Below are 20,150 nucleotides of genomic sequence, written 5' to 3' on the forward strand. Positions count from 1 at the left end.
AGCGCTGCTGTTGACCTTGCGTTGGTGGTGGCTGTCAAGCAATACACCCGCTGCCCATCCCAACGCGGTACAGGGAGTACTTGACTTGCGCGGATGGAGCAATGACCGCTCCTTGCCGATTACACTGGACGGAGAATGGGAGCTATACCCGGATCAACTGTTAACCGATGCACCGTGGAGGCCGGAGAATTTCATTCGTCCCAACTATATCGCTGTGCCCGGAGACTGGGGAGATGTCATGCAGGGTGAGGAACAGCCTTCCTTCGGTTATGGCACTTACAGGCTGCGCATATTGCTGGACAAGCCTCCATCCGAGCCGCTTTCCTTCTGGATTCAGGAGATTCAGACATCGTCCATGATCGTCGTGAATGGCGAGCGGATGGACCCTATCGGCCTGCCCTCTTCCGACAAGGAAGGCTATAGACCCGACAATTCGTCATATACCGTGACCTATGAGTCGGATACGGAGACGACAATCGAACTGCTGGTTGGCGTAAGCAATTACGATCATCCGCACTATGGGGGCATTACCGGATCTATCCGATTCGGTGAACAGGCAGAGGTGGATTCGCAGAGATGGTACTCCATTGGCTTTCAACTGGCAACCTTTATCATTCTTATGCTTCACGCCTTGTATGCCGGTATTCTCTACTTTATCAATCCGCTGAACCCCAAGCACCAATCCTTTCTAAGCTTGTTCTTGCTGCTCATTGCCGCGGCAATTACGATTATTGCCGACCATGATCGCATCCTGTTCCTATGGTTTCCCATCTCATACGAATGGTCTGTGAAAATCCTTACGATTACCTACTTGTGGTTCCCGTATTTCCTGCTGAATCTAATTACAACGTTCCTGAGAAAGCGGATCAGCAGCCCATTGCATAGTCTGTACTTGACGGCATTGATTGCTTATACGCTGCTGGTGTGCCTGACGTCTATTCCCATCATGGACAAGCTGAAAACCAATCCGATTACAATCGCTCTCTATCTGCTGCCGCTGGCATGGTGCGTGTGGCTGTCGGGCAAGCTGGTGCTGACCAGGCAACGCAATGCGATGCTATTGCTATTCGCTTCGGCCAGCGTCATCTCCAGCGTGTTGTGGGGAATGCTCTATTCCTCTCATACCGAGGTAGGCATGTATTATCCGCTCGATATTATTATTGCGATTATTGGATTCTCGACGTATTGGTTCAGGGAGTTCATGCATAATTCGGAGGACAACATTCAACTGAACAAGCAGCTGCTGGAAACCGACAAGCTGAAGGATCAGTTCCTGGCCAATACCTCCCATGAGCTTAGAACGCCGCTGCATGGCATGATGAATATCGCTCAGACTCTGGCTGCCAGCGCGAGAGAGAATATGGATGAACAGAGCTATAAGAATCTGGAACTGCTCATACGCATCAGCCGGCAGATGTCGCACCTGCTGGACGATCTGCTGGAGATGGCCCAGCTGCGGGAGAATCGCATTGTGCTGTATAGGGAAGCTGTACATCTGCAGTCAGTAGCGTCTGGAGCGTTAGACATGCTGTCTTATCGGGTAGAAGGCAAGCCTGTACGCCTTCTGATGAAGATTGACGAATCCTTCCCGCCAGTGTCAGCAGATGAGAAGCGTGTGGCGCAAGTGCTGATCAATCTGGTGCAAAATGCGATCAAATTCACAGACGAAGGGGAAATCTCCGTCTCGGCGGAGAGAAGCGGCAATTCAGCCATCATTCAGGTATCGGATACGGGCATAGGCATGGACGCGGCAACACAATCGCGCATATTCCTGCCCTATGAGCAGGGCTCCGTCAACATAAGCAGCGGTATCGGCCTTGGACTCAGCATCTGCAAGCAGCTCCTCGAGCTGCATGGCAGCGAGCTGACAGTAACATCCGCTCCTGGCAAGGGTACCGTCTTCCGCTTCTCCCTCCCGCTGAGCGAAGCGTCGAGCGGTACGACGGTTATGCGCAAGGACAGTCCGAATGCCGAGCGTAGCTACGAGCTGCCATTGCGCGCAGACCTATGGACCGAGGAACCGGTCGCCGGCGATAGCATTCATGCCGCCGCATCAGAAGAAGTCTTGTCTCGCATTCAGCTGCTGGCCATCGATGACGATCCCGTCAACCTGAAGGTGCTGACCGGCATTCTGCCCGCAGAGCATTATCAGGTTACCTGCGTCACGTCCGCTCAGGAAGCGCTTCGCCTTCTGCGCTCGCAGTCATGGGATCTCGTCTTGGCCGATGTCATGATGCCACATATGTCCGGCTACGAATTAACACGTAGAATTAGAGAGCACTTCACCATGTCGGAGCTGCCGATCCTGCTGTTGACGGCACGAAGCCAGCCGTCCGACATCTACGCCGGCTTCATGGCCGGAGCGAACGATTACGTCACCAAGCCGGTCAACGCCTTGGAGTTGAACTACCGGATCAAGGCGCTTGCCGCCTTGAAGCATTCCGTCAAGGAGAGGCTCCGTCTGGAGGCGGCCTACCTGCAAGCCCAGATACAGCCGCACTTCCTGTTCAACACCTTGAACTCCATAATGGCATTAAGCCATATTGATCAGAACAAGATGTCCGAGCTGGTAGAAGCGTTCACCTCTTACTTGCGTATCAGCTTCGACTTCCTGAACGCCGGGGAGCAGGTTCCGATTGCCCATGAGCTGAAGCTGGTGCAAGCGTATCTGTTCATCGAGAAGGAGAGATTCGACGACAGGCTGACTATCGTCTGGGAGGTAGATTCGTCAATCGAGACGCCGCTGCCGCCCCTGACGATTCAGCCGCTGGTGGAGAATGCCGTCAAGCACGGGCTTCATGCGCAGCGTGAAGGCGTGACCGTTGTCATTCGAGTCGTGCATGGCGGCGAGTCCGTTATAGTCGAAGTCGAAGACAACGGCAGCGGCATGAGCCAGCAACAAATCAATGCGCTGCTGGGCAAAGGTGCGAGGAGCGCCGGCGGCATCGGAATCCATAATACGAACCGAAGGCTGATGCAGCTATACGGCAACGGTCTGCATATAGTCTCGGAAGTTGGCGCGGGCACGACGGTATCCTTCCGCATTCCAAGCTACGGTTCACAGCCCGTATCACAATAAAATGGAAGGAAAATGAAGAAATTTGTCGAATTAACATCACTTATGAAGCCTATAAACCGACGAAAAGTGATCAAGTACTTATTGCTCATCATACTCTATCTTACTGTCATGCTGTCCCTCCGCCTTTGGTGGCTGACCGACAACACTCCGCCCGAGCACCCGCACGCGGTTCAAGGTGTTGTCGACCTTCGGGGATGGGACTTCAAGCACTCCCCTCCTATCACCTTGGACGGGGAATGGGAGTTTTATCCGAACCAGCTCTTGTTGCAGCAGGATTTGGCGCAGCTCAGCGGAGACATCCCGCAATTCATATCGGTTCCTAGTGATTGGAAGGACTCTGTAAGCGGCGACCATCTTTCTTACGGCACGGGAACGTATCGATTGCGCATCCTGCTGAACCCGGATATCCAAGATCCGCTTGCCTTATGGTTGCTTGACGTGGAATCTTCATCTATTGTGGAGATTAATGGGGAGAAGCTTGCCGAGTATGGCAAGCCCGGAACTTCCCGTCGCGATACCTCCCCCAGAACGGGTTCCTATACTGTCACTTATGAGCCGGAAGGCCAGTCCCAGATGGACTTGCTGATCCAGGTAGGCAATTACGTCAATCCGCGGAGTGGAGGATTAACGAATTCGATTCAATTCGCCTCGGTGTACGAACTTGATAAGAAGCGGTTTAATTCCATCGGCCTTCAGCTTGCAACCTTCATTATTCTGTTGCTGCATAGCTTATATTGCTGCATCCTTTATTTCTTTAATCGCAAGCAGACATTATTCCTGGTATTTCTGCTGCTGCTTCTAACAGCCGGTGCGACCATTATCACAAGTCACGATGGACTGCTGCACACATGGCTGTTCATCAATTATACATGGTCAACCAAGCTGACGTTATTGGCTTATCTTTGGTTTCCTTTCTTCACTCTGATGCTGGCCAAAAGTTTCTTGCGCGCCAAAGCGGCAAAGCGGCTATGGGGAATCTATCGGGCTGCGCTCATTCTATATTCCCTATTTATTCTCGCAGCGCCTATCGTACCCGTTTATTACTCGCTTCTGACACGGCTGCCCTTGCTTCTCTACCTCTTCCCTTTAACATGGTGCATCTGGCTGTTCGGCAAGCTGGTCGCAATGGAGCACCGCAATGCCGTATTCCTGCTGATTGCCGCCGCCAGTGTGGCATCCAGCGTCTTATGGGGGATATTCTTGCCTTACGAGAAAGTCGGTATGTATTATCCCATCGATATTATTACAGCGATTATCGGATTCTCGTCCTACTGGTTCAAGAAGTATATACTCAATGCCGAAGAAAATGCCGGAATGAACATGAAGCTGATGGAAGCCGACAAGCTGAAGGACCAGTTCCTCGCCAACACTTCGCATGAGCTGAGAACGCCTCTTCACGGCATTATTAGCATCGCCCAGAATGTTGCCACTAGCGAGAAGGCTTCCATGAGCAGCAGCAATCGCAAGGATATGGAGCTGCTGGTCAGTATCAGTAGGCGAATGTCGTATCTGTTGGACGACTTGCTGGAGATCGCCCAGTTGAGAGAAGGCCGGATTGTCCTGCAGAAGGAGCAGCTGCGAATCGGCCCGATTGCTTCGGGAATCATCGATATGCTGCATTATCGGATACAAGGGAAACCGGTTGAATTGCAGATGAATATCAGGGATGACTTCCCGCTTATCGAAGCGGATGAACAACGGCTTGTACAGATTCTCATCAATCTTGTGCAGAATGCAGTCACTTATACGGACGAAGGAGTAATAGAAATTGCTGCCGCTACAAGCGGAAGCATGGCCATCATCTCCGTCACAGATAGCGGCATAGGCATGGATAAGGATACGCAAGCGAACCTATTCCAGCCTTACGAACAAGGGATAACAGAATCAAGCAGCAGAGGCGGCATCGGGCTAGGATTGAGCATCAGCAAACAACTCGTCATACTTCATGGCGGCGATATTGCCGTTATCTCGGAACCGGGAAGAGGATCGACCTTCAGCTTCACATTGCCGCTAAGCAACTCCGGCATGATCGAGGCAGCGAGGCAGCAGCCTTTGCTTCGGGAGGAGCCTGCAACAGTTGATCCTTACAAGCCGCTTCCATCATCGCGATTGGAAGAAGAGATGCTTAACGATACCAGGACGGTTGCTGTCTCCGCGAGGACATTTCACATCTTGGCAGTGGACGATGATCCTATCAACTTGAAGGTGCTGACAAGCATACTGCCATCGGAGCAATACTCGATCACCTGCGTCTCATCCGGCCAGGAGGCACTTCGATTGCTGCGCATGAATCCGTGGGACTTGCTCATCATAGATGTCATGATGCCGCACATGTCCGGCTATGAATTAACGCGAAGAATAAGAGAGCAGTATGCCCTGCCGGAGCTGCCGATTCTGCTGTTGACGGCACGAAGTCAGCCAACCGATATTTACGCTGGCTTCATGGCCGGAGCGAACGATTACATCGCCAAGCCGGTCAATGTTGCAGAGCTGAATGCCCGCATCGAAGCGCTTGCCGCCTTGAAGCATTCCGTCAAGGAAAGACTGCAGCTGGAGGCTGCCTACTTGCAGGCCCAGATTCAGCCGCACTTCCTGTTCAACACGTTGAATTCCATCATGGCGCTCAGCCATATCGATCAGGATAAGATGTCTAAGCTGATAAAAGCTTTCACCTCATACTTGCGGATAAGCTTCGACTTCCTGAACGCCGGGGAGCTAGTTCCGCTCCAGTATGAGCTGGAGCTCGTTCGGACGTATCTCTATATCGAGAAGCAGCGCTTCGAAGAAAGACTGGACATTCGCTGGGAAGCGGATTCGTCCATCGGGGTACTCCTCCCTCCGCTGACGATTCAGCCGCTGGTGGAGAATGCCGTCAAGCACGGGCTTCATGCACAGCGGGAAGGTGTGAAGATCTGTATACGCATCTCTCGGCAGGGCAGCGATATTCGGATTGAGGTGGAGGATAACGGGAAAGGCATGGATCAGCATATGGCGGATAAGCTGTTGCTTACGGCTCATAAGAACAGCGGGGGGATCGGGGTATACAATACGAACAGAAGGCTGCTGCAGCTATACGGCAGCGGCCTAGCGATATCCTCCAGGCAAGGTGAAGGCACGACAGTATCGTTCCGCATTCCCTGGAACGATACTTAGTCCGCCATGCCTGCCGGTTATACGAATCCCAACGTTCTGGAGCGCTCCTTGCTTATCCAATCGCCGCTGTGACCTTTGGAGAAGTCGGACTTCATCTCCGCAATGAGCCCTTCCAGCTGCACTTCGCTCTCGTAATGCATCTGCAGAGCGGCAGACACATACAGCTCACCGAGCTGGGCGTAGGTGAAGCCTTCCGTCAGCTCCGCTGCGGCGTCAACCTGCTCTTCGCAGAGGAATCCGCCAAGACCTTTGCGGATGAGATAAGCATGGCGCTGCTGCTCGACCGGCGACTTCACCTCATAGGCCCGGTCGAAGCGACCGGCGCGATTCATAAGCGCCGGATCGATCCGCTCCGGGTAATTCGTCGTGCCGATGAGGAATATGCCTTCCTTGGAGCTCGCCCCGTCCAGCGTATTCAGGAAGTAGGAACGGCACGATTCCGGCATGGAATCGATATCCTCGATAACCAGCACCATCGGCGCCATCTTCATCGCCGCCGCGAATACTTCCTTAATGGAATCGCTGGAGGTATACTCCGTAATCTGCCAATACGCGATCGGCGCTTTCACTGTTGTCGCAATCGACTTCACCAGCGTCGTCTTGCCGTTGCCCGGCTTGCCGTACAATAGAATTCCTCTCTTGTAAGGGATGCCGTATTGCCGGAAGAACGCCCCGTCCTTGGAGAAGAATTCGTCCACCGATCGATAGATATGCGTCTTCAGCGAATCCTCCATGAATACGTCGTCGCGCGTGACGTCCTGCATCGCCCCCTTGCGCTCCTGCTCCAGCCCGTCGTCGGTATCCGTGAACACGTGCACCTTGCCCTCGGATAGCTGCCGCTTGCGAATATGTTCCAGGAACATCCGCATACAATCGTCATTCTCCGCGAAGATCAGCTCTTCATGGCCCAATCCGTAGTGCATCTCGTACGGAATTCTGGCGAAGGCGACGCAATACTCCGGGTACAGGAACAAATTGTTCAATACGGACGGACGCAGATGATAAGCGGACTGGAATCCGGCCTCCTGCACATAGCTGAATGTCCGCGTACTGGCCAGATCGAACAGGCTTGCGCAATGCTCCACTCCGGGGTAACCGCTGCGAATATCCTCCTCCAGCGCATGCCACAGATCCTGATTGTCCTCCTCATACAGCTGGAAGGATGTCGAGAATCGCTGCTGAAGCGTATCCTTTATGCGCTGCACGACGGCAGGGTAATGAAAGTAGGATGCGGAATTGGACTTGCGATGCTCCGAATCCAATCCTTGTACTATAAATGGAATGTTATGATCGATAGAACTCTTCATAGATAACTCCTTTATTCTTTATTCCTCTACGCACGATGGGCATGATACCACTTCGTCACTTCTTCGCTTGGAACCGCATCAAGCTCCTGCTCCAGTATGGCGGCCAGCGAGCGGTATTGCTCCTCCATCCCTGTCGGATGTTGAATATCGTAATACAGCTTCATAAGGTTGAAATAGCTTTCCTCTACCAGCGGGTCCACTCGTTGCATATGCAGCTGAATGCGAATCGCATCTTCCCATGCCCCCTCTGCCATATAGTAGTCGCTCAGCTTGATGGCATGCGCAATCCAGAGCCGTCTCAGCCGGTCCTGCTCCGCTTGCGCCCAGGCATAGTCGTAATCCGCCAAATAACCGCCCTCATAATCGGCAAGAACCTGTTCATAGCCTTGAATACCGCTTGCGTGAAGCGGCGCCAGAGCACCGAGCTTCTCCTCCCACTCGCTCACATCGGCGGCAACATTGCCCCAATACAGCTTGTAGCCCTCGGTCAATCTCGCATTCTGAATCTGTATCTCCTCGCCGCTAATCTCCTTCAACGTGCGGCGGGTCTGATAGATTGTCGTATAGAGCTGCTGCGAAGCTTTCTTCTCCTCTATCCCCGACCACAGCAGCTCCAGCAGACTATCCTTCCTTACAATCTGGTTGCGATAGTGGAACAAGTAAGCGAACAGCTCCTGCGCTTTGTTCGTGCGCCACTTGATCAGCTCCGGCTCTCGCCCCGGCTGCTGGATGCGAATGTTCTGGAAGAAGCAGATCCGCTGCTCCCCTTCCTTGGCCTGACCCGCCGACGACGGGGCGGATTGTATGCGCGTACGAAGCCGTCCGATCGTCTTCTGCAGCCGCTCATGATGAACGGGCTTGAGCAGATAGTCCAGCGCATTCAGCTCGAAAGCCTGTATGGCATAGCTGTCATAAGCAGTCACGAATACGATCTCGATATCGGGCAGCTCATTCTGAATATGAACGCCCGCTTGCAGCCCGTTCATGACGGGCATGGATATATCAAGGAACACCACATCCGGCCGCAGCTCCTTCACCGCCTGAATAGCCTCTATGGCGTCCATATAGGTTCCTGCAATTTCAATGCCTTCAATCTTCTCCAGCAGCATCCTCATCTGAACAATCGACAGCTTCTCGTCATCAACCAGCATTATTCTCATATGCACGCCTCCTGCCCGCATACCATCATCCCTAATATTAGAAGGAAATACCAAAGCAACAGCGAATTATAGTTACGTTATATTATACATGACTGTCGAAAGGTGGAGAAATGCAAATTGTTGCAAACACACAGTAAGAAATGGTTAAGCTCGTTTATTCTGATATGCAGTAGCGGAATTGCAGGCGAGAGGCGTTACCGTTGAGAATACGCTCCTGCCGGAGCCCGAACCGCAGCCTATCGCCGTCTTCAATGATGCCGAGCAGTTGACGTTCGAGATTGATCCCTATATCGAGAGCGGCACGACAATGGTCCAATTCCGGCCGCTCTTCGAAGCATTCGGACTGGAGCTCGGCTGGGACGGAGAGACAAGAACGGTCACCGGCACGAAGGAACGGCTGAAGATCGAATTGATCATCGGCAGCAAGACGGCCCGCGTGAATGGCTTGGAGGTAACGCTGCTGCAAGCTCCGGTGCTGAAGGACGGCAATACGATGATTCCGCTTCGCTTCGTCGGTGAGGCGACAGGCAGAAGAGTGCTGTGGGACGGCGATACGCGGACAGTCGGCATTAACCAGACGGTGATTTCCTATAACTTCGGCATGCTGTTCTCGAACGATACCGTATACGAAGGCGACAACGTGGACGGCAAGCCGGATGGAAAAGGTAAGTACTTCTATAAAGACACTCTGCTGTATGAGGGCGAAGTCGTCAACGGCGTCATTGAAGGCAACGGCATCATGTACGATGCCGCCAACCCCGATTCCTACTATGAAGGAAAGTTCCGCAACAACCGCTTCCATGGACTTGGAAAGGCCGTCTATGACAACGGCTCGTACCATATCGGCGAATACGCTGACGGCATGCGAAAAGGTGAAGGCAAGCTGTATACAGCCGAAGATCAATTGATTTATGAAGGCATGTTCCAGCACGATGCATTCCACGGGGAAGGCACGTACCACGGGGAAGGCTTCAAGTACGAAGGAGGCTTCTATCTCGGCTATGCCCATGGCAACGGGCGGGAGTATATAGACGGGGAGCTGACGAATACGGGCGAATGGTACCATGGCTCCAAAATAGCGGGAGAGACTTATGCAGACGGGAAGCTGTGGTACAAGGGCGACTATCGGAACAACAACCCGCATGGCATGGGCGCGTTCTACAATGAAGCAGGCGAGCTCACATACCGTGGAAGCGTAACCTTCTTCGAGCAATCGGGTGTAGGCATCCTCTACTACGATGACGGCAGACGATACATTGGCGATGTGTTCGAGGGCATGGTGGAAGGTCAGGGCGTCCTGAAGGCTTCAGACGGAACCGTTATCCACGCTGGGCAGTTCTTCGACGGCGAGATCGACGAGAATCCCGAGGAGACGTCCAACAGCACCGCTTATACGATAAAGCAGCTGCGGATGTGGGCGGATCATTTTGTTATTGACGGCTTCGAAAACAATAATCTGGGACTTACTCCGCAGCAGGCGATGATGTTCATCGAGCTGGGCTCGGAAGAGCATCTGCAGCAGTTCAACGAGCTGTCGCAGGAAGACAAGATCGCCTTCATGAACGGTTACGCGCAAGCCCACTGGGGCGATGTGCTGGGTGTCGACGAATGCTTCACCTACGTCGTATTCGGTCAGCATTCTTATGCCTCCGCAACGCTCAGCTACGAGATGGCTTCCGAGGATGTGGAGCTGGAGTCCGATCCCGAAGGATGGCAGATTTTCGAATAATGACAGCATCCTGTAATGGAAGAAAGAGGGCGGCATCCCGGCCGCCCTCTTTCTTCGCTTTAACCTCTTCACCATATGGACAAGCCGCTGTAACGCATTAGTCTGATCAGCATGACTGCCGCTTCAGCACGGCTGGCATAGTCAGCAGGCTGGTAGTTGCCTTGCTCGTCCCCCCGGACAATACCGGCGGCAGCGGCAAGCTGAACGGCCTCTTCTGCCCAATCTGCTATGTCATCCTGATCGTTGAATGACTGGTCCGTGTTTTCCAGAGCAATATTTAAGTAACGCAATGTTCGAACAATCATAATAGCCATTTCCTGACGGGTAACGACCGCATTCGGACGGAACGTTCCATCCTGATACCCCGTAACGATTCCTGCATTCGTCGCTCCGGTTACAGCCTTCTCATACCATCGTCCGTTCACATCGCTGAATGGCGATTCTGCTTCTTCAGCTTCCAGTCCTAATATCCTGGACAGCAGAGAAGTGAATTCCGCTCGAGTAATTGAACTTTCCGGATCAAATCTGGAATCGCTCCGCCCCTCAATAATGAGCATAGAAGCTAATAGTTCCACATCATGGCGGGACCAATGATCCGCGAGATCAGGAAATGCTACAGGACGATTTAAGATCATATAAGTTCCAGCTGAATGGCCACTGGATTGAACGTACCATTTGTGCTGTTGCTCATCATACTGGAAGTTGGAAGATATAAACTTCAATTCCTGAGCAATCTCATCCCATTGAGCCAATATGGAGCCTTCCACAGGCTTCTCTCCGCTTACCGTTACCGACAGGCTGAGCATCTCCTCCGCATCCAGTCCCCCTTCTTCACCTAGCATATCGCGATACTGGACAGTAAAGGTTACAGGACTAATCACCGTTCTAGCCCCAAGCCGCTTTGCGATCTGTTGAACTTTAGCATGAACCGCCTTGTCCGACTCGCCAATCTTCAAGGTGATCGTCTCCATATCGGCCGTTGTTTTGTCCGCGAACGCCTTCTTTACATTTGCGAACGAAAGCAGCACACTACCACGATTATTTCGAACCTCCAGAGCAAAGTCCTTATTCATGGCTAATGTATCATTTAGAACTTTTCTACTAATATTCACCTGCGTTTCGCTATCCGTATCCACATGTATGACCTTATGTCCGGAACGGGCTTGCTCCGGCGCGATCGCATAAGACGTACTCCCAGCATCTGACACGATTCGAATAACAGAAAGCTCGTGCCAAGGGATATGAACGCTGCCGATTGTCTGTACAGAGATGAACATGCTGCTCTCCTCACTGACATTGCCGGCCGCATCTGTTGCCGTTGCGAACAGTTCAACTTTGCCAAGAGGCACATCAACCAACTCAATGGACCACGTTCCGTCAGCCGCTGTCGTAGCGACGCCTTGAATATGAAGATCAACGGCTGTAACGGTGACCTCGCTTCCCGCTTCTGCAGTACCGTTAATCATTGGATTGCGGGTGAAGAACGCTTCTCCATCCGTTATCGTAAATACGGGAGCATCTGGCGCTTTCGTATCCACATGTATACCGCTCAGATCAACAGACGGCAATGACAGCATAAGGGCATTGCCTGCCGCATCCGCTATAGCTCCGCCGTTCAGCTTCATAGTTGTTCCCCACTCTATGCCGTCCTCATCGTTCACACCTTCGGCAATTGTGTAGACAAACGTCAGCTTGTCAGTTGGCATTGCACTCGATCCTGCGTATTCAGCTTGAACCGTTGTCCCTCCGATAATAAGCTCTATCGATGGTGTACCACCAATATTATGGACAACTACAGGTTCGCTAACTGTAATATGGAACTCCAGCTTTTCTCCAGCCTTATAGATGCCTTCCAAAGGAATATCCGCTTCCACTGCGTTAGGTGCCGTCGCATCCACTATAATGCCGCTTATGTCCGGCAGCGCCGTGAAGCTTATATCCGCCGCATTGCCCGCCGCATCCTTAATCGTTGCTCCGTTCAGCTCCAGCGGCGCGATCCCTGCGAATGCTATGCCGTCGCCGTCCAGATCGCCGGACTGCACCTCGTACGCGAACACCAATTCAGTAGGGCTGGATGCAGTCCCATCATATTGCGCTTCCTTCGCAATGCCTCCCATATCAAGCTGCAAGAGGGGCTTGCCGCCTGTCGTATTCACGGCTGCCGGCTCGCTGACCGTGACACGGAAGGTAAGTACATCACCTGCTACATACGTGCCATCTGCTGGCACTGTCATTCCCGTCATCGCCGGAATCGTGCTGTCCACGACGACTTCGGACGTATCCCCAATGCCGGACAGCGTCAACGCAGCCGCATTGCCGCTGGCATCCTTCACCGTTCCGCCGTTCAGCTCAATGGCTGCTGCCCCGCTTAGATCCACAGATTCCCCGTTCCCATCATTCACAGCAACGGTGTACAGAAACTTCAGCGCATTGGTGCCGCTGCCGGAATCGTAGGATGCCCGGTAGCCGGTACCGCCGATCCGGAATGCAATGAACGGCGTGCCGTTCACCGCATCCACTTCTACCGCTTCGCTATAAGTGACGGTGATCGCCAGTTCGTCCCCCGTCCGGTATACGCCGTCTATCAGTGCAACCGACTGCACCACTGGCACAACGGTATCCACCAGCACGTCCGTCAGATGCAGCGGCGCCGGCACGGCATGGGAAGCCTCGTTGCCTGCGGCATCCTTCACTTCCGCCGTACCCGGCAGCACCGCCGCGGCCAACTCGATGCCGTCGGCATCCTCCAGATTCGCCTCCAGCGTATACGTGAAGACAAGCGCCGAGCTTCCTGTTCCCGAAGCATACGCTGCTTCAACCGACCGGCTGCCTATCGTCAGCGGCAGCTTTGGCATGCCGCCCGTTACGATAACCGCTTCATCGTAGTTCACCGTCAAGCGCAGTGTAGCCCCAGTCAAGTAGGTGCCTGGCGTGATTGCCACGCTTGTGATGGCCGGTGCCGTCGCATCCACTATAATGCCGCTTATGTCCGGCAGCGCCGTGAAGCTTATATCCGCCGCATTGCCCGCCGCATCCTTAATCGTTGCTCCGTTCAGCTCCAGCGGCGCGATCCCTGCGAATGCTATGCCGTCGCCGTCCAGATCGCCGGACTGCACCGTGTAGCGATAGATAAGTTCTTGGCTGTTCGAACCTTGTACATAGTCGGCATACTTCCTGTCATCACCTATTTGCAGTGCCAATCTCGATGTTCCCGCACCCGCCACATGCACTGGTTCTTGGAAGCTGACCTTGAAGTCAAGCTCAGCGCCTGCTGAATAGGTTCCGTTGACGACAATAGTCATGATCCCCGTTATAGAAGGAACTACACTATCCACTTTAATCCCTGAAGTGTCCAAGCTGCCCGGAAGCGCCAGATTGGCCGCATTGCCTGCCGCATCCTTAATCGTTGCGCCATTCAGCTCAAGCCCTGTCATTTCAATTCCGTCCGCATCCATCTGCCCACTTGGGACGGTCAGCTTGAAGCTTGCTGATGATCCGCTATGCGTATCAAACGGCGCTTCAATACTGGAGCTTCCGATCCGAAGCTTCAGCACAGGCGATCCCGTAACCTCGATGGTCTCATCGAATTGCGCCTGGAAGATCCATTCATCGCCTTCCTTATACCATGCTGCAGCAGGAACGGCGACCGTTGTTATAACAGGTCTCTTCGCATCGATCTGAACGCCTCCGAGCGCAGGCACTCCAGCTAATGCGAGTCCAACCGGCACCCCGTTATCGCTTAACATCGTACCGCCATTCAGATCTAATCCCGTTAATCCAATCCCGTTGGAATCCTGCATTCCCTCTTCAATCGTATAGGCAAACCGGAGTACGGCGGTGCCGCTGCCGCCGCTATATAGCGCTTGCTTCGGCTCCCCTCCAATGTCAAGCATCAAGGCCGGCTTGCCGCCTGTCTCGTTGACTGACACATTGCCATCATATAGCACTTCGAAGGCAAGAGTGTCCCCCGCTTTGTACACAGCATTGGCAGGCACGGACAGCGATTGCACATGAGGAATGGTATGAATCTGCACCGGTACGGCAGCCTCGTTGTTGCTTGTCGCCTTTTCTCCGCCGCCAGATACCTGTGCTGTCAGATTGACCGGGCTCGTCGCATTGGCCGCAACGTCAACAGTGACAGTCAGCGTAGAAGTCGCACCCGCCGCCAGCGGAACAGAGCGCGTGCAAGCGCCTGTCAAGCCGACGCATGACCAGCCATCGGACGTATCAATACCAGTGACCGTTAAGCCGCTATGCGCCCCGCGCATCAATGTTACTGCTTCATTGGTGTCCACAATTCCATTGTTCGCTACTTGTATCTCATATTGCGCCCCTGTCTGCGTCTGATAGAAGCTGCCGATCGGTGTAATGTCCACTGTCAGATCCGGATAAGCGACAACCTCCAGCTCCAAGGTCGAGCTCAAGGAATGAGGGACGCCGTCTATCGTTCTTGTCGCCGTTAACGTATACGATACATGCCCGGCTCTACCTGTCGCAGGTGTCACCTTCAATGTGCGATTCGTCCCTATCTCTTCGAGCGGCAAGTCGCTCGCAATAAGACCGCTTGGATTCTCGCTGCTCCTCATGGCTGACAAGTCCGTCGCATCTCTCATATTCAACAATTGCGAGAAGGCGTTATTAGCCGTGACTTCGAAGCTCCACCCTTCGAATGAACCGGCAGCAGCGGCGTCATCCACTAGACGCGGAAATCCTCGCTGATCGTACTCTGAATCTGTCGTCACTGGACCTCCAACGCTCCTTGCCGCACTGTCCGCCGCAAGTGCATGAGTAGGGGTGTACCCCCCATTATCCGCCAGCGGAAGCAGTCCGGCATTGCCCACGATGATATTATGCCCCGACTCCATATCTCCGTTGAACACCCCTGCCGCCATCGTCAGCACATTGTATTGACTGCTTGCAGCGTCAAGCTGCGGCACATTGCCGGCGCCAAGTCCGATATCCGCCCGGTCCGGCCAAGACGGGGCCGTATTTCCGGATATAATCGAACTGGTTAATACCGCAGAGCCGGCAGCAAGCAATATACCGCCCCCGGGCTTTAACTGACTATTATTATTCGTCATCGTTATATGGCTCAAGCGCGGACTAACGGCACTCTGCGGAACAGGATTGGCAGCGATCAGCATACCGCCGCCTCCATCTCTGGCTTGGTTGCCGCTGAACGTACTGTTCACGATAACCGTATCTGCAGCATATACAGCAGCGCCTCCGCCGACCCCCATGCCTCCGCCGAGCGTTCCCCTTGCCTCATTGCCGATGAATGAGCTGTTTTTAATTTCATGCTTTCCAGTACCGGCATCAGGCATTGCAGCCATGCCTCCACCCGCCCATCGATCCGCTACATTATTCTGGAAGTTAGTAGAATCAATCGTTAGAGCGATATCGCCGTCAACGAATAAACCGCCTCCGTTAACAGCGGCAAAGTTGTCTTCTATTACCGCACGGTCCAATACAAGCTTGCCGCCGGACGGTCCGGATACATACAAACCGCCTCCGGAGCCGTCATTCCCCGTCCTATTGTTACTCACTACGACATCTCGTAGCGTTAAAGTTCCGTCACCCGTATCCGCGAATATGCCTGCTCCGCCGAAAGCCATCCCGTCAGGAGCTTGTCCGTTCATAATCGACAACGCTTCCATATGGACATCCCCGAATGAATCCGATGCATGCTCGTTAATCACGACGGCACGATCGCCATTGCCAATAAGCCTCGTCCCTCCGGCGCCGCTGCCGGAACCGATCAGGCTAACGGCCGCTTCCACTTGCAACGGTCCACCGGACAGTTCATAATCGCAAGCCCCCAGATGAATCGTATCCACAGCTGCTGATGCATTGCTCGCTGTAATGGCCGCCCGCAATTCGTTCACGCGATCCGGGCCGCACCCTACCGTTCCCGCCTCTGCCGTCGTCGCGATTCCCGACATCGCCAGCAGAGCAATGGCCAACAATAAGCTTGCACGCGCAACCACACCACGAGCTGATCCTCTCCTGCCTTTTTGCAATCCCATCTCCTCGTCTCCTTCTTCCACGTTGGTTCCCCTTACGATCGGCTAGGATACACCCCGTACAAAGCAATGACAAAATTGATTCCCAAATAAGGGCTCATATTGGAGTGCGCTTGTCCACCGCCGGCTGTCGACAAGACATCGCGATGCATCAGTTCTCCGACTGCCGGCGCAGCATAAAGCTCGCCCCCTCTTCTCCCCGAGGTCTCGCTCGGGAGTGCATTTAACGGATTTCCTTGCGGGACAACCGCGGACCCATGCTTTAATTGATGGGCATGCTGAGGGATTTGCGCCTCTGTTAATGTAACCGTTGAAGCTCCCCCTTGCTCACCTAAGCCTCTTAGTGTTAAGCCCGGCCCCTGTTCAGGATGCATAGGAACTCTTCCCTGAAGGTTCGGCAGAGCGAAAGTCGATCGACCGTCACCGCCATACGTAATGCCAAGCAAGGAGAACAATGCTGTGTTCTGAGAAATGGGCAACAGTTGTCCATTGCAAAATGCCCAGCCCCGCGGAGCGAAGTTGCCGCCGAACATCATAATCGTTCCGATAAATGGTTCAATCATATGTAAATATCCTCCGTTCTCTTATCCTCAGTTAATTGCTGGACGGGAATACTCCCTGCAGAGCAATAACAAAGTTTATAACCAAATAAGGCTGCCTGTTCTCATGCGGCTGTCCTCCGCCAACAGCTGCCACTGCCGAGACGCTCATCGTACGATCCACACCGCCAGCGCCGCCTCCCCAGCTATGGTAGTTGCTGACCGCTGTTGCGCCATAGACAGCGCCGACCGGCGATCGAAGCGACGCTGCTGCGCTGGTTGTTTTCAATCCATGGGTATGGGGAGGCAGCTCTGCCCCAGAAAGCGTGTGTGTCTCCGAGCCGCTTCTCTGCCCTGGGGAATATTGACCGCCGTAATTCGACGATCCAACATGCAATGGAGACCTGCCTCTTAAATCCGGCAGGGCAAAAGTCGTACGTCCATCCCCGCCGTACGTCGTTCCAAGCAGACTGAACAGGGCTTGATTCTGATTGATAGGCAGTAGTTGGCCGTCGCACTGCGCCCAGCCCCGCGGCGCAAAATTAAAGGAAACCATGCGAATTTCTCCTAATTGCGCTTCCATTATATCTCCTCCATGTAATAAACTCTTTTAATCTTCCAGCCTCTATTTAACTCCTTGAAGGGTAAATGCCAAATAACGAAATAATAAAATGAACGCATACAAACGGCATCATGTTGTTATGGGGCTGACTGCCCCCGGTACCTAGCAGAGCTGTGCTGTCCATATCGCCAATCGGAGCACTTCCGGCTTCACTGTAAGAGGCCAATGCCGAGAGGGCCGGCACTGCGTCGACAGGATTGCTCGTATTGCCTTGCTCGCCTCGCGCCCGCATGCTGTGACTGTGCGGAGGAACCTGATTGACGGTTAGTGTAACGCTCTCCGCTCCGCCTTTCGCTCCTAAGTGGTATGTTGACAATCCAGGTCCCGTCCCTTGATGAATGGGAATCCGTCCGCGCAAATCCGGCAAGCCGAATGTCGTTATCCCGTCGCCTCCGTACGTTGTTCCGATCAGACTGTATAAGGTGTCATGTTCCGAGATAGCCAAGAGTCGACCATCACAAAACGCCCAGCCACTCGGCGCAAAGTTGCCTGCAAACATTTGAATTTCACCAACTAACGGATTACTTGACACGAATCTGCCTCCTCGTCTCTGTTGTTCATGACGGCCTCGTAGATTACGCCGGATTGTTCCCTGGCTATAGGCACCAAGAAGAGATTGCAATCGCCCCGCTCCTCATGAGATAAAGAAATCATCTGCTGCTCCAGCAACGGTTCTTGCGGGCCTTGAAATAATAAACTGTATGTACGATAACCCGAAGCGCATCCAAGACTCTTCACTTCCACAAGTCGAAATGTAGCAAACGACTCAGCAATGCGAGCGGTGAAAGGCGTGTTCAGCTCCTGTTGCCATTGTTCTTCTGTTGATAACAGCATAGCAGCCTCCTTAAAAGCAGATATATTCAATATCATATAAAAGAATTAATTTCTATCATTTCCCTTCCAATATTATAGCGTCGAATGTATGATAGGGAAAGATAATATACAAAAATAACAATTAATTCTATAATCCCGCTCTTATTGTTATTGCAATGAATACAATAATATGGAGGTTTCCATGAACGAAAACCGCAACCAACAATCTATATCACGCCGGAAATTTTTAGCTTATCTAGGCTCTACTGCAGCTACCGCGGCTATCGCATCTTCCGCTCTGTCCCCTCTGGTAGAATCGGCGGCAGCTTCCGGCTCGGCCTCGCCAGCCGCGGTCAAACCTATTGCATTCCCGCAATTAGCTCCGCAAAAGACTAATCGGCTGACTGTTGCATCGGGATACATAGCAAGCCCAATCACGGACCCGTCGTCTCTTATGTCTAACGCCAAATATATACGTCAGGTAGAATATTGGCAGGGCAACCGTGAAAATACCGGAGTCCTATGGGCATGCGGTCAAACCGTTGCTCATGAAGCGTCATTGTCGGATTCCGGATCTCTTCTAATCGACATACAGCGCCGGCACAATGGGCTTTGGACGAAGTCTGACAGCTTCCGGGAGCTGAATGCGAATAGCCGGCTTGCCTTTACCGGACCGGGCAAAAACGCTCGTTCACTGAACGGAGCTTCAATCGCGCAAGGCGTATGGAGCAACGGTTATGGCGGGATGACGCCATGGGGCACCATGCTGGCAGGGGAATCGACATACAACAAGGGCGCTCATATCGCCGGCATCAATCCGCAGTCGTACGGATGGACGGCTGAAATCCACTCCGCCGACACCGGCATCACCGCTTATAAGCATACCGCCTTGGGACGGTTCTCGCATGGCAGCATGAATATCGCCATCGCGGCAAGCGGACATGCTGTAGTCTATATGACGGGGGGACAAGTATTCTTCAAATATGTTAGCCGCGGAAAATACGATCCGGCCGCAGGAATAGGAAATTCTCGCTTGCTGGAGGATGGCAAGCTGTACGCAGCCGATCTGGGCGGAGGACAGTGGCTTGAACTGTCCGTTGAGCCCATAAGACGCATACTGGGCGACCCGTCTTATCGGATGCCGGCAGGGGTACAACGTTTGCGCGAAGAACTGCTCGGCTTGCTGAAGGAGCAGGCTGATGTGCTGGCCTATGCGGAGGAATCGGCACTGGTGCTGGGAGCAACGTTGCTGGAGCATGCTCGGGGAATCGCGCTTCATCCCGTCGATCAATCCGTATTCCTCTCACAGACGGGCAATGACCGGGCCGGACACGGCCATGGCAGCATTATTAGAATCCTGGAAAAGAATAACGATGCTGCGGCAACCGGCTTTCAATCCGATCAAATGGTGACAGGCGGCCTTCGTTCGGCGATCAGCTCTCCCGGTCCGCTGGCATTCGATCCTTTCGGTCGATTGTGGGTGGCGACGGATATAACGGCCGAGCAGCTTCACCAGGGCGCATATGCTCCCTTCGGCAATAATGCCCTCTATATGCTTGCGCCATCAGGCGATGCGTTCGATAAGGCACAGGCCTTCGCGTACGCGCCAGGGTCTGCGGTACTGTCCGCGCCCGCATTTGCACCTGACGGTTCTATCTTCGCAGCCGTATGCTCCTTGGAGAATGCCGAGCATAATGCGGTTGTCGCTATAACAAAAGCGTGAAG

11 protein-coding genes are annotated in these 20,150 nt (G+C 53.4%); 4 read left to right on the plus strand and 7 right to left on the minus strand.

What is annotated here, in order from left to right:
- Window positions 1-85: 85 nt before the first annotated feature.
- Together M6D81_RS07840 and M6D81_RS07845 are read left to right on the plus strand one after the other, a co-directional pair.
- On the plus strand, window positions 86-3,079 hold the full coding sequence (locus M6D81_RS07840; RefSeq protein ID WP_317259103.1) for an ATP-binding response regulator: 2,994 nt from the start codon (window positions 86-88) through the stop codon (window positions 3,077-3,079).
- 12 nt (window positions 3,080-3,091) lie between these two features.
- The gene (locus M6D81_RS07845) at window positions 3,092-6,232 is read left to right on the plus strand and encodes a hybrid sensor histidine kinase/response regulator (protein WP_262676301.1); all 3,141 of its coding nucleotides are present in this window, start codon (window positions 3,092-3,094) and stop codon (window positions 6,230-6,232) included.
- A gap of 17 nt (window positions 6,233-6,249) precedes the next feature.
- On the opposite strand, the gene M6D81_RS07850 is transcribed toward M6D81_RS07845, so the two are convergent.
- On the minus strand, window positions 6,250-7,539 hold the full coding sequence (locus M6D81_RS07850) for an ATP-binding protein (protein WP_262676302.1): 1,290 nt from the start codon (window positions 7,537-7,539) through the stop codon (window positions 6,250-6,252).
- 26 nt (window positions 7,540-7,565) lie between these two features.
- On the minus strand, window positions 7,566-8,699 hold the full coding sequence (locus M6D81_RS07855; protein WP_262676303.1) for a response regulator: 1,134 nt from the start codon (window positions 8,697-8,699) through the stop codon (window positions 7,566-7,568).
- A gap of 178 nt (window positions 8,700-8,877) precedes the next feature.
- Between M6D81_RS07855 and M6D81_RS07860 the strand changes: the two genes are divergently transcribed.
- The gene (locus tag M6D81_RS07860; protein ID WP_262676304.1) at window positions 8,878-10,428 is read left to right on the plus strand and encodes a stalk domain-containing protein; all 1,551 of its coding nucleotides are present in this window, start codon (window positions 8,878-8,880) and stop codon (window positions 10,426-10,428) included.
- Window positions 10,429-10,496: 68 nt separating this feature from the next.
- On the opposite strand, the gene M6D81_RS07865 is transcribed toward M6D81_RS07860, so the two are convergent.
- From M6D81_RS07865 to M6D81_RS07885, 5 genes are read right to left on the minus strand one after another with little or no spacing between them, the layout of a single operon-like run.
- Window positions 10,497-16,454 (minus strand): S-layer homology domain-containing protein, encoded by a 5,958-nt coding sequence (locus M6D81_RS07865; RefSeq protein WP_262676305.1) that lies wholly within the window; start codon window positions 16,452-16,454, stop codon window positions 10,497-10,499.
- A 32-nt stretch (window positions 16,455-16,486) separates the two neighbouring features.
- The gene (locus M6D81_RS07870; RefSeq protein WP_262676306.1) at window positions 16,487-17,014 is read right to left on the minus strand and encodes a phage tail protein; all 528 of its coding nucleotides are present in this window, start codon (window positions 17,012-17,014) and stop codon (window positions 16,487-16,489) included.
- Between the two features lie 31 nt (window positions 17,015-17,045).
- Window positions 17,046-17,573: a phage tail protein gene (locus M6D81_RS07875; RefSeq protein ID WP_317259104.1), complete on the minus strand. Its 528-nt coding sequence runs from the start codon at window positions 17,571-17,573 to the stop codon at window positions 17,046-17,048.
- A 46-nt stretch (window positions 17,574-17,619) separates the two neighbouring features.
- Window positions 17,620-18,111 carry a phage tail protein gene (locus M6D81_RS07880; RefSeq protein ID WP_262676410.1) on the minus strand — a complete coding sequence of 164 codons (492 nt, stop codon included), beginning with the start codon at window positions 18,109-18,111 and terminating at the stop codon, window positions 17,620-17,622.
- Between the two features lie 14 nt (window positions 18,112-18,125).
- A complete protein-coding gene (locus M6D81_RS07885) occupies window positions 18,126-18,446 on the minus strand; it encodes a DUF6916 family protein (RefSeq protein WP_262676307.1) in 321 nt (106 codons plus the stop codon).
- Between the two features lie 181 nt (window positions 18,447-18,627).
- On the opposite strand from M6D81_RS07885, the gene M6D81_RS07890 reads away from it, so the two are divergent.
- Window positions 18,628-20,148, plus strand: coding sequence for a PhoX family protein (locus tag M6D81_RS07890; RefSeq protein ID WP_262676308.1), 1,521 nt, complete (start codon window positions 18,628-18,630; stop codon window positions 20,146-20,148).
- Window positions 20,149-20,150: the final 2 nt, after the last annotated feature.

It is taken from the genome of Paenibacillus sp. J5C2022, from assembly GCF_025567625.1.
Taxonomy (GTDB): Bacteria; Bacillota; Bacilli; order Paenibacillales; family Paenibacillaceae; genus Pristimantibacillus.

Bases quoted from the DNA above. Each gene is read 5' to 3' on its own strand.
- M6D81_RS07845 (WP_262676301.1), top strand. From the start codon at position 3,092: ATGAAGAAATTTGTCGAATTAACATCACTTATGAAGCCTATAAACCGA.
- M6D81_RS07850 (WP_262676302.1), bottom strand. From the start codon at position 7,539: ATGAAGAGTTCTATCGATCATAACATTCCATTTATAGTACAAGGATTG.
- M6D81_RS07855 (WP_262676303.1), bottom strand. From the start codon at position 8,699: ATGAGAATAATGCTGGTTGATGACGAGAAGCTGTCGATTGTTCAGATG.
- M6D81_RS07865 (WP_262676305.1), bottom strand. From the start codon at position 16,454: ATGGGATTGCAAAAAGGCAGGAGAGGATCAGCTCGTGGTGTGGTTGCG.
- M6D81_RS07870 (WP_262676306.1), bottom strand. From the start codon at position 17,014: ATGATTGAACCATTTATCGGAACGATTATGATGTTCGGCGGCAACTTC.
- M6D81_RS07875 (WP_317259104.1), bottom strand. From the start codon at position 17,573: ATGGAAGCGCAATTAGGAGAAATTCGCATGGTTTCCTTTAATTTTGCG.
- M6D81_RS07880 (WP_262676410.1), bottom strand. From the start codon at position 18,111: ATGTTTGCAGGCAACTTTGCGCCGAGTGGCTGGGCGTTTTGTGATGGT.
- M6D81_RS07885 (WP_262676307.1), bottom strand. From the start codon at position 18,446: ATGCTGTTATCAACAGAAGAACAATGGCAACAGGAGCTGAACACGCCT.
- M6D81_RS07890 (WP_262676308.1), top strand. From the start codon at position 18,628: ATGAACGAAAACCGCAACCAACAATCTATATCACGCCGGAAATTTTTA.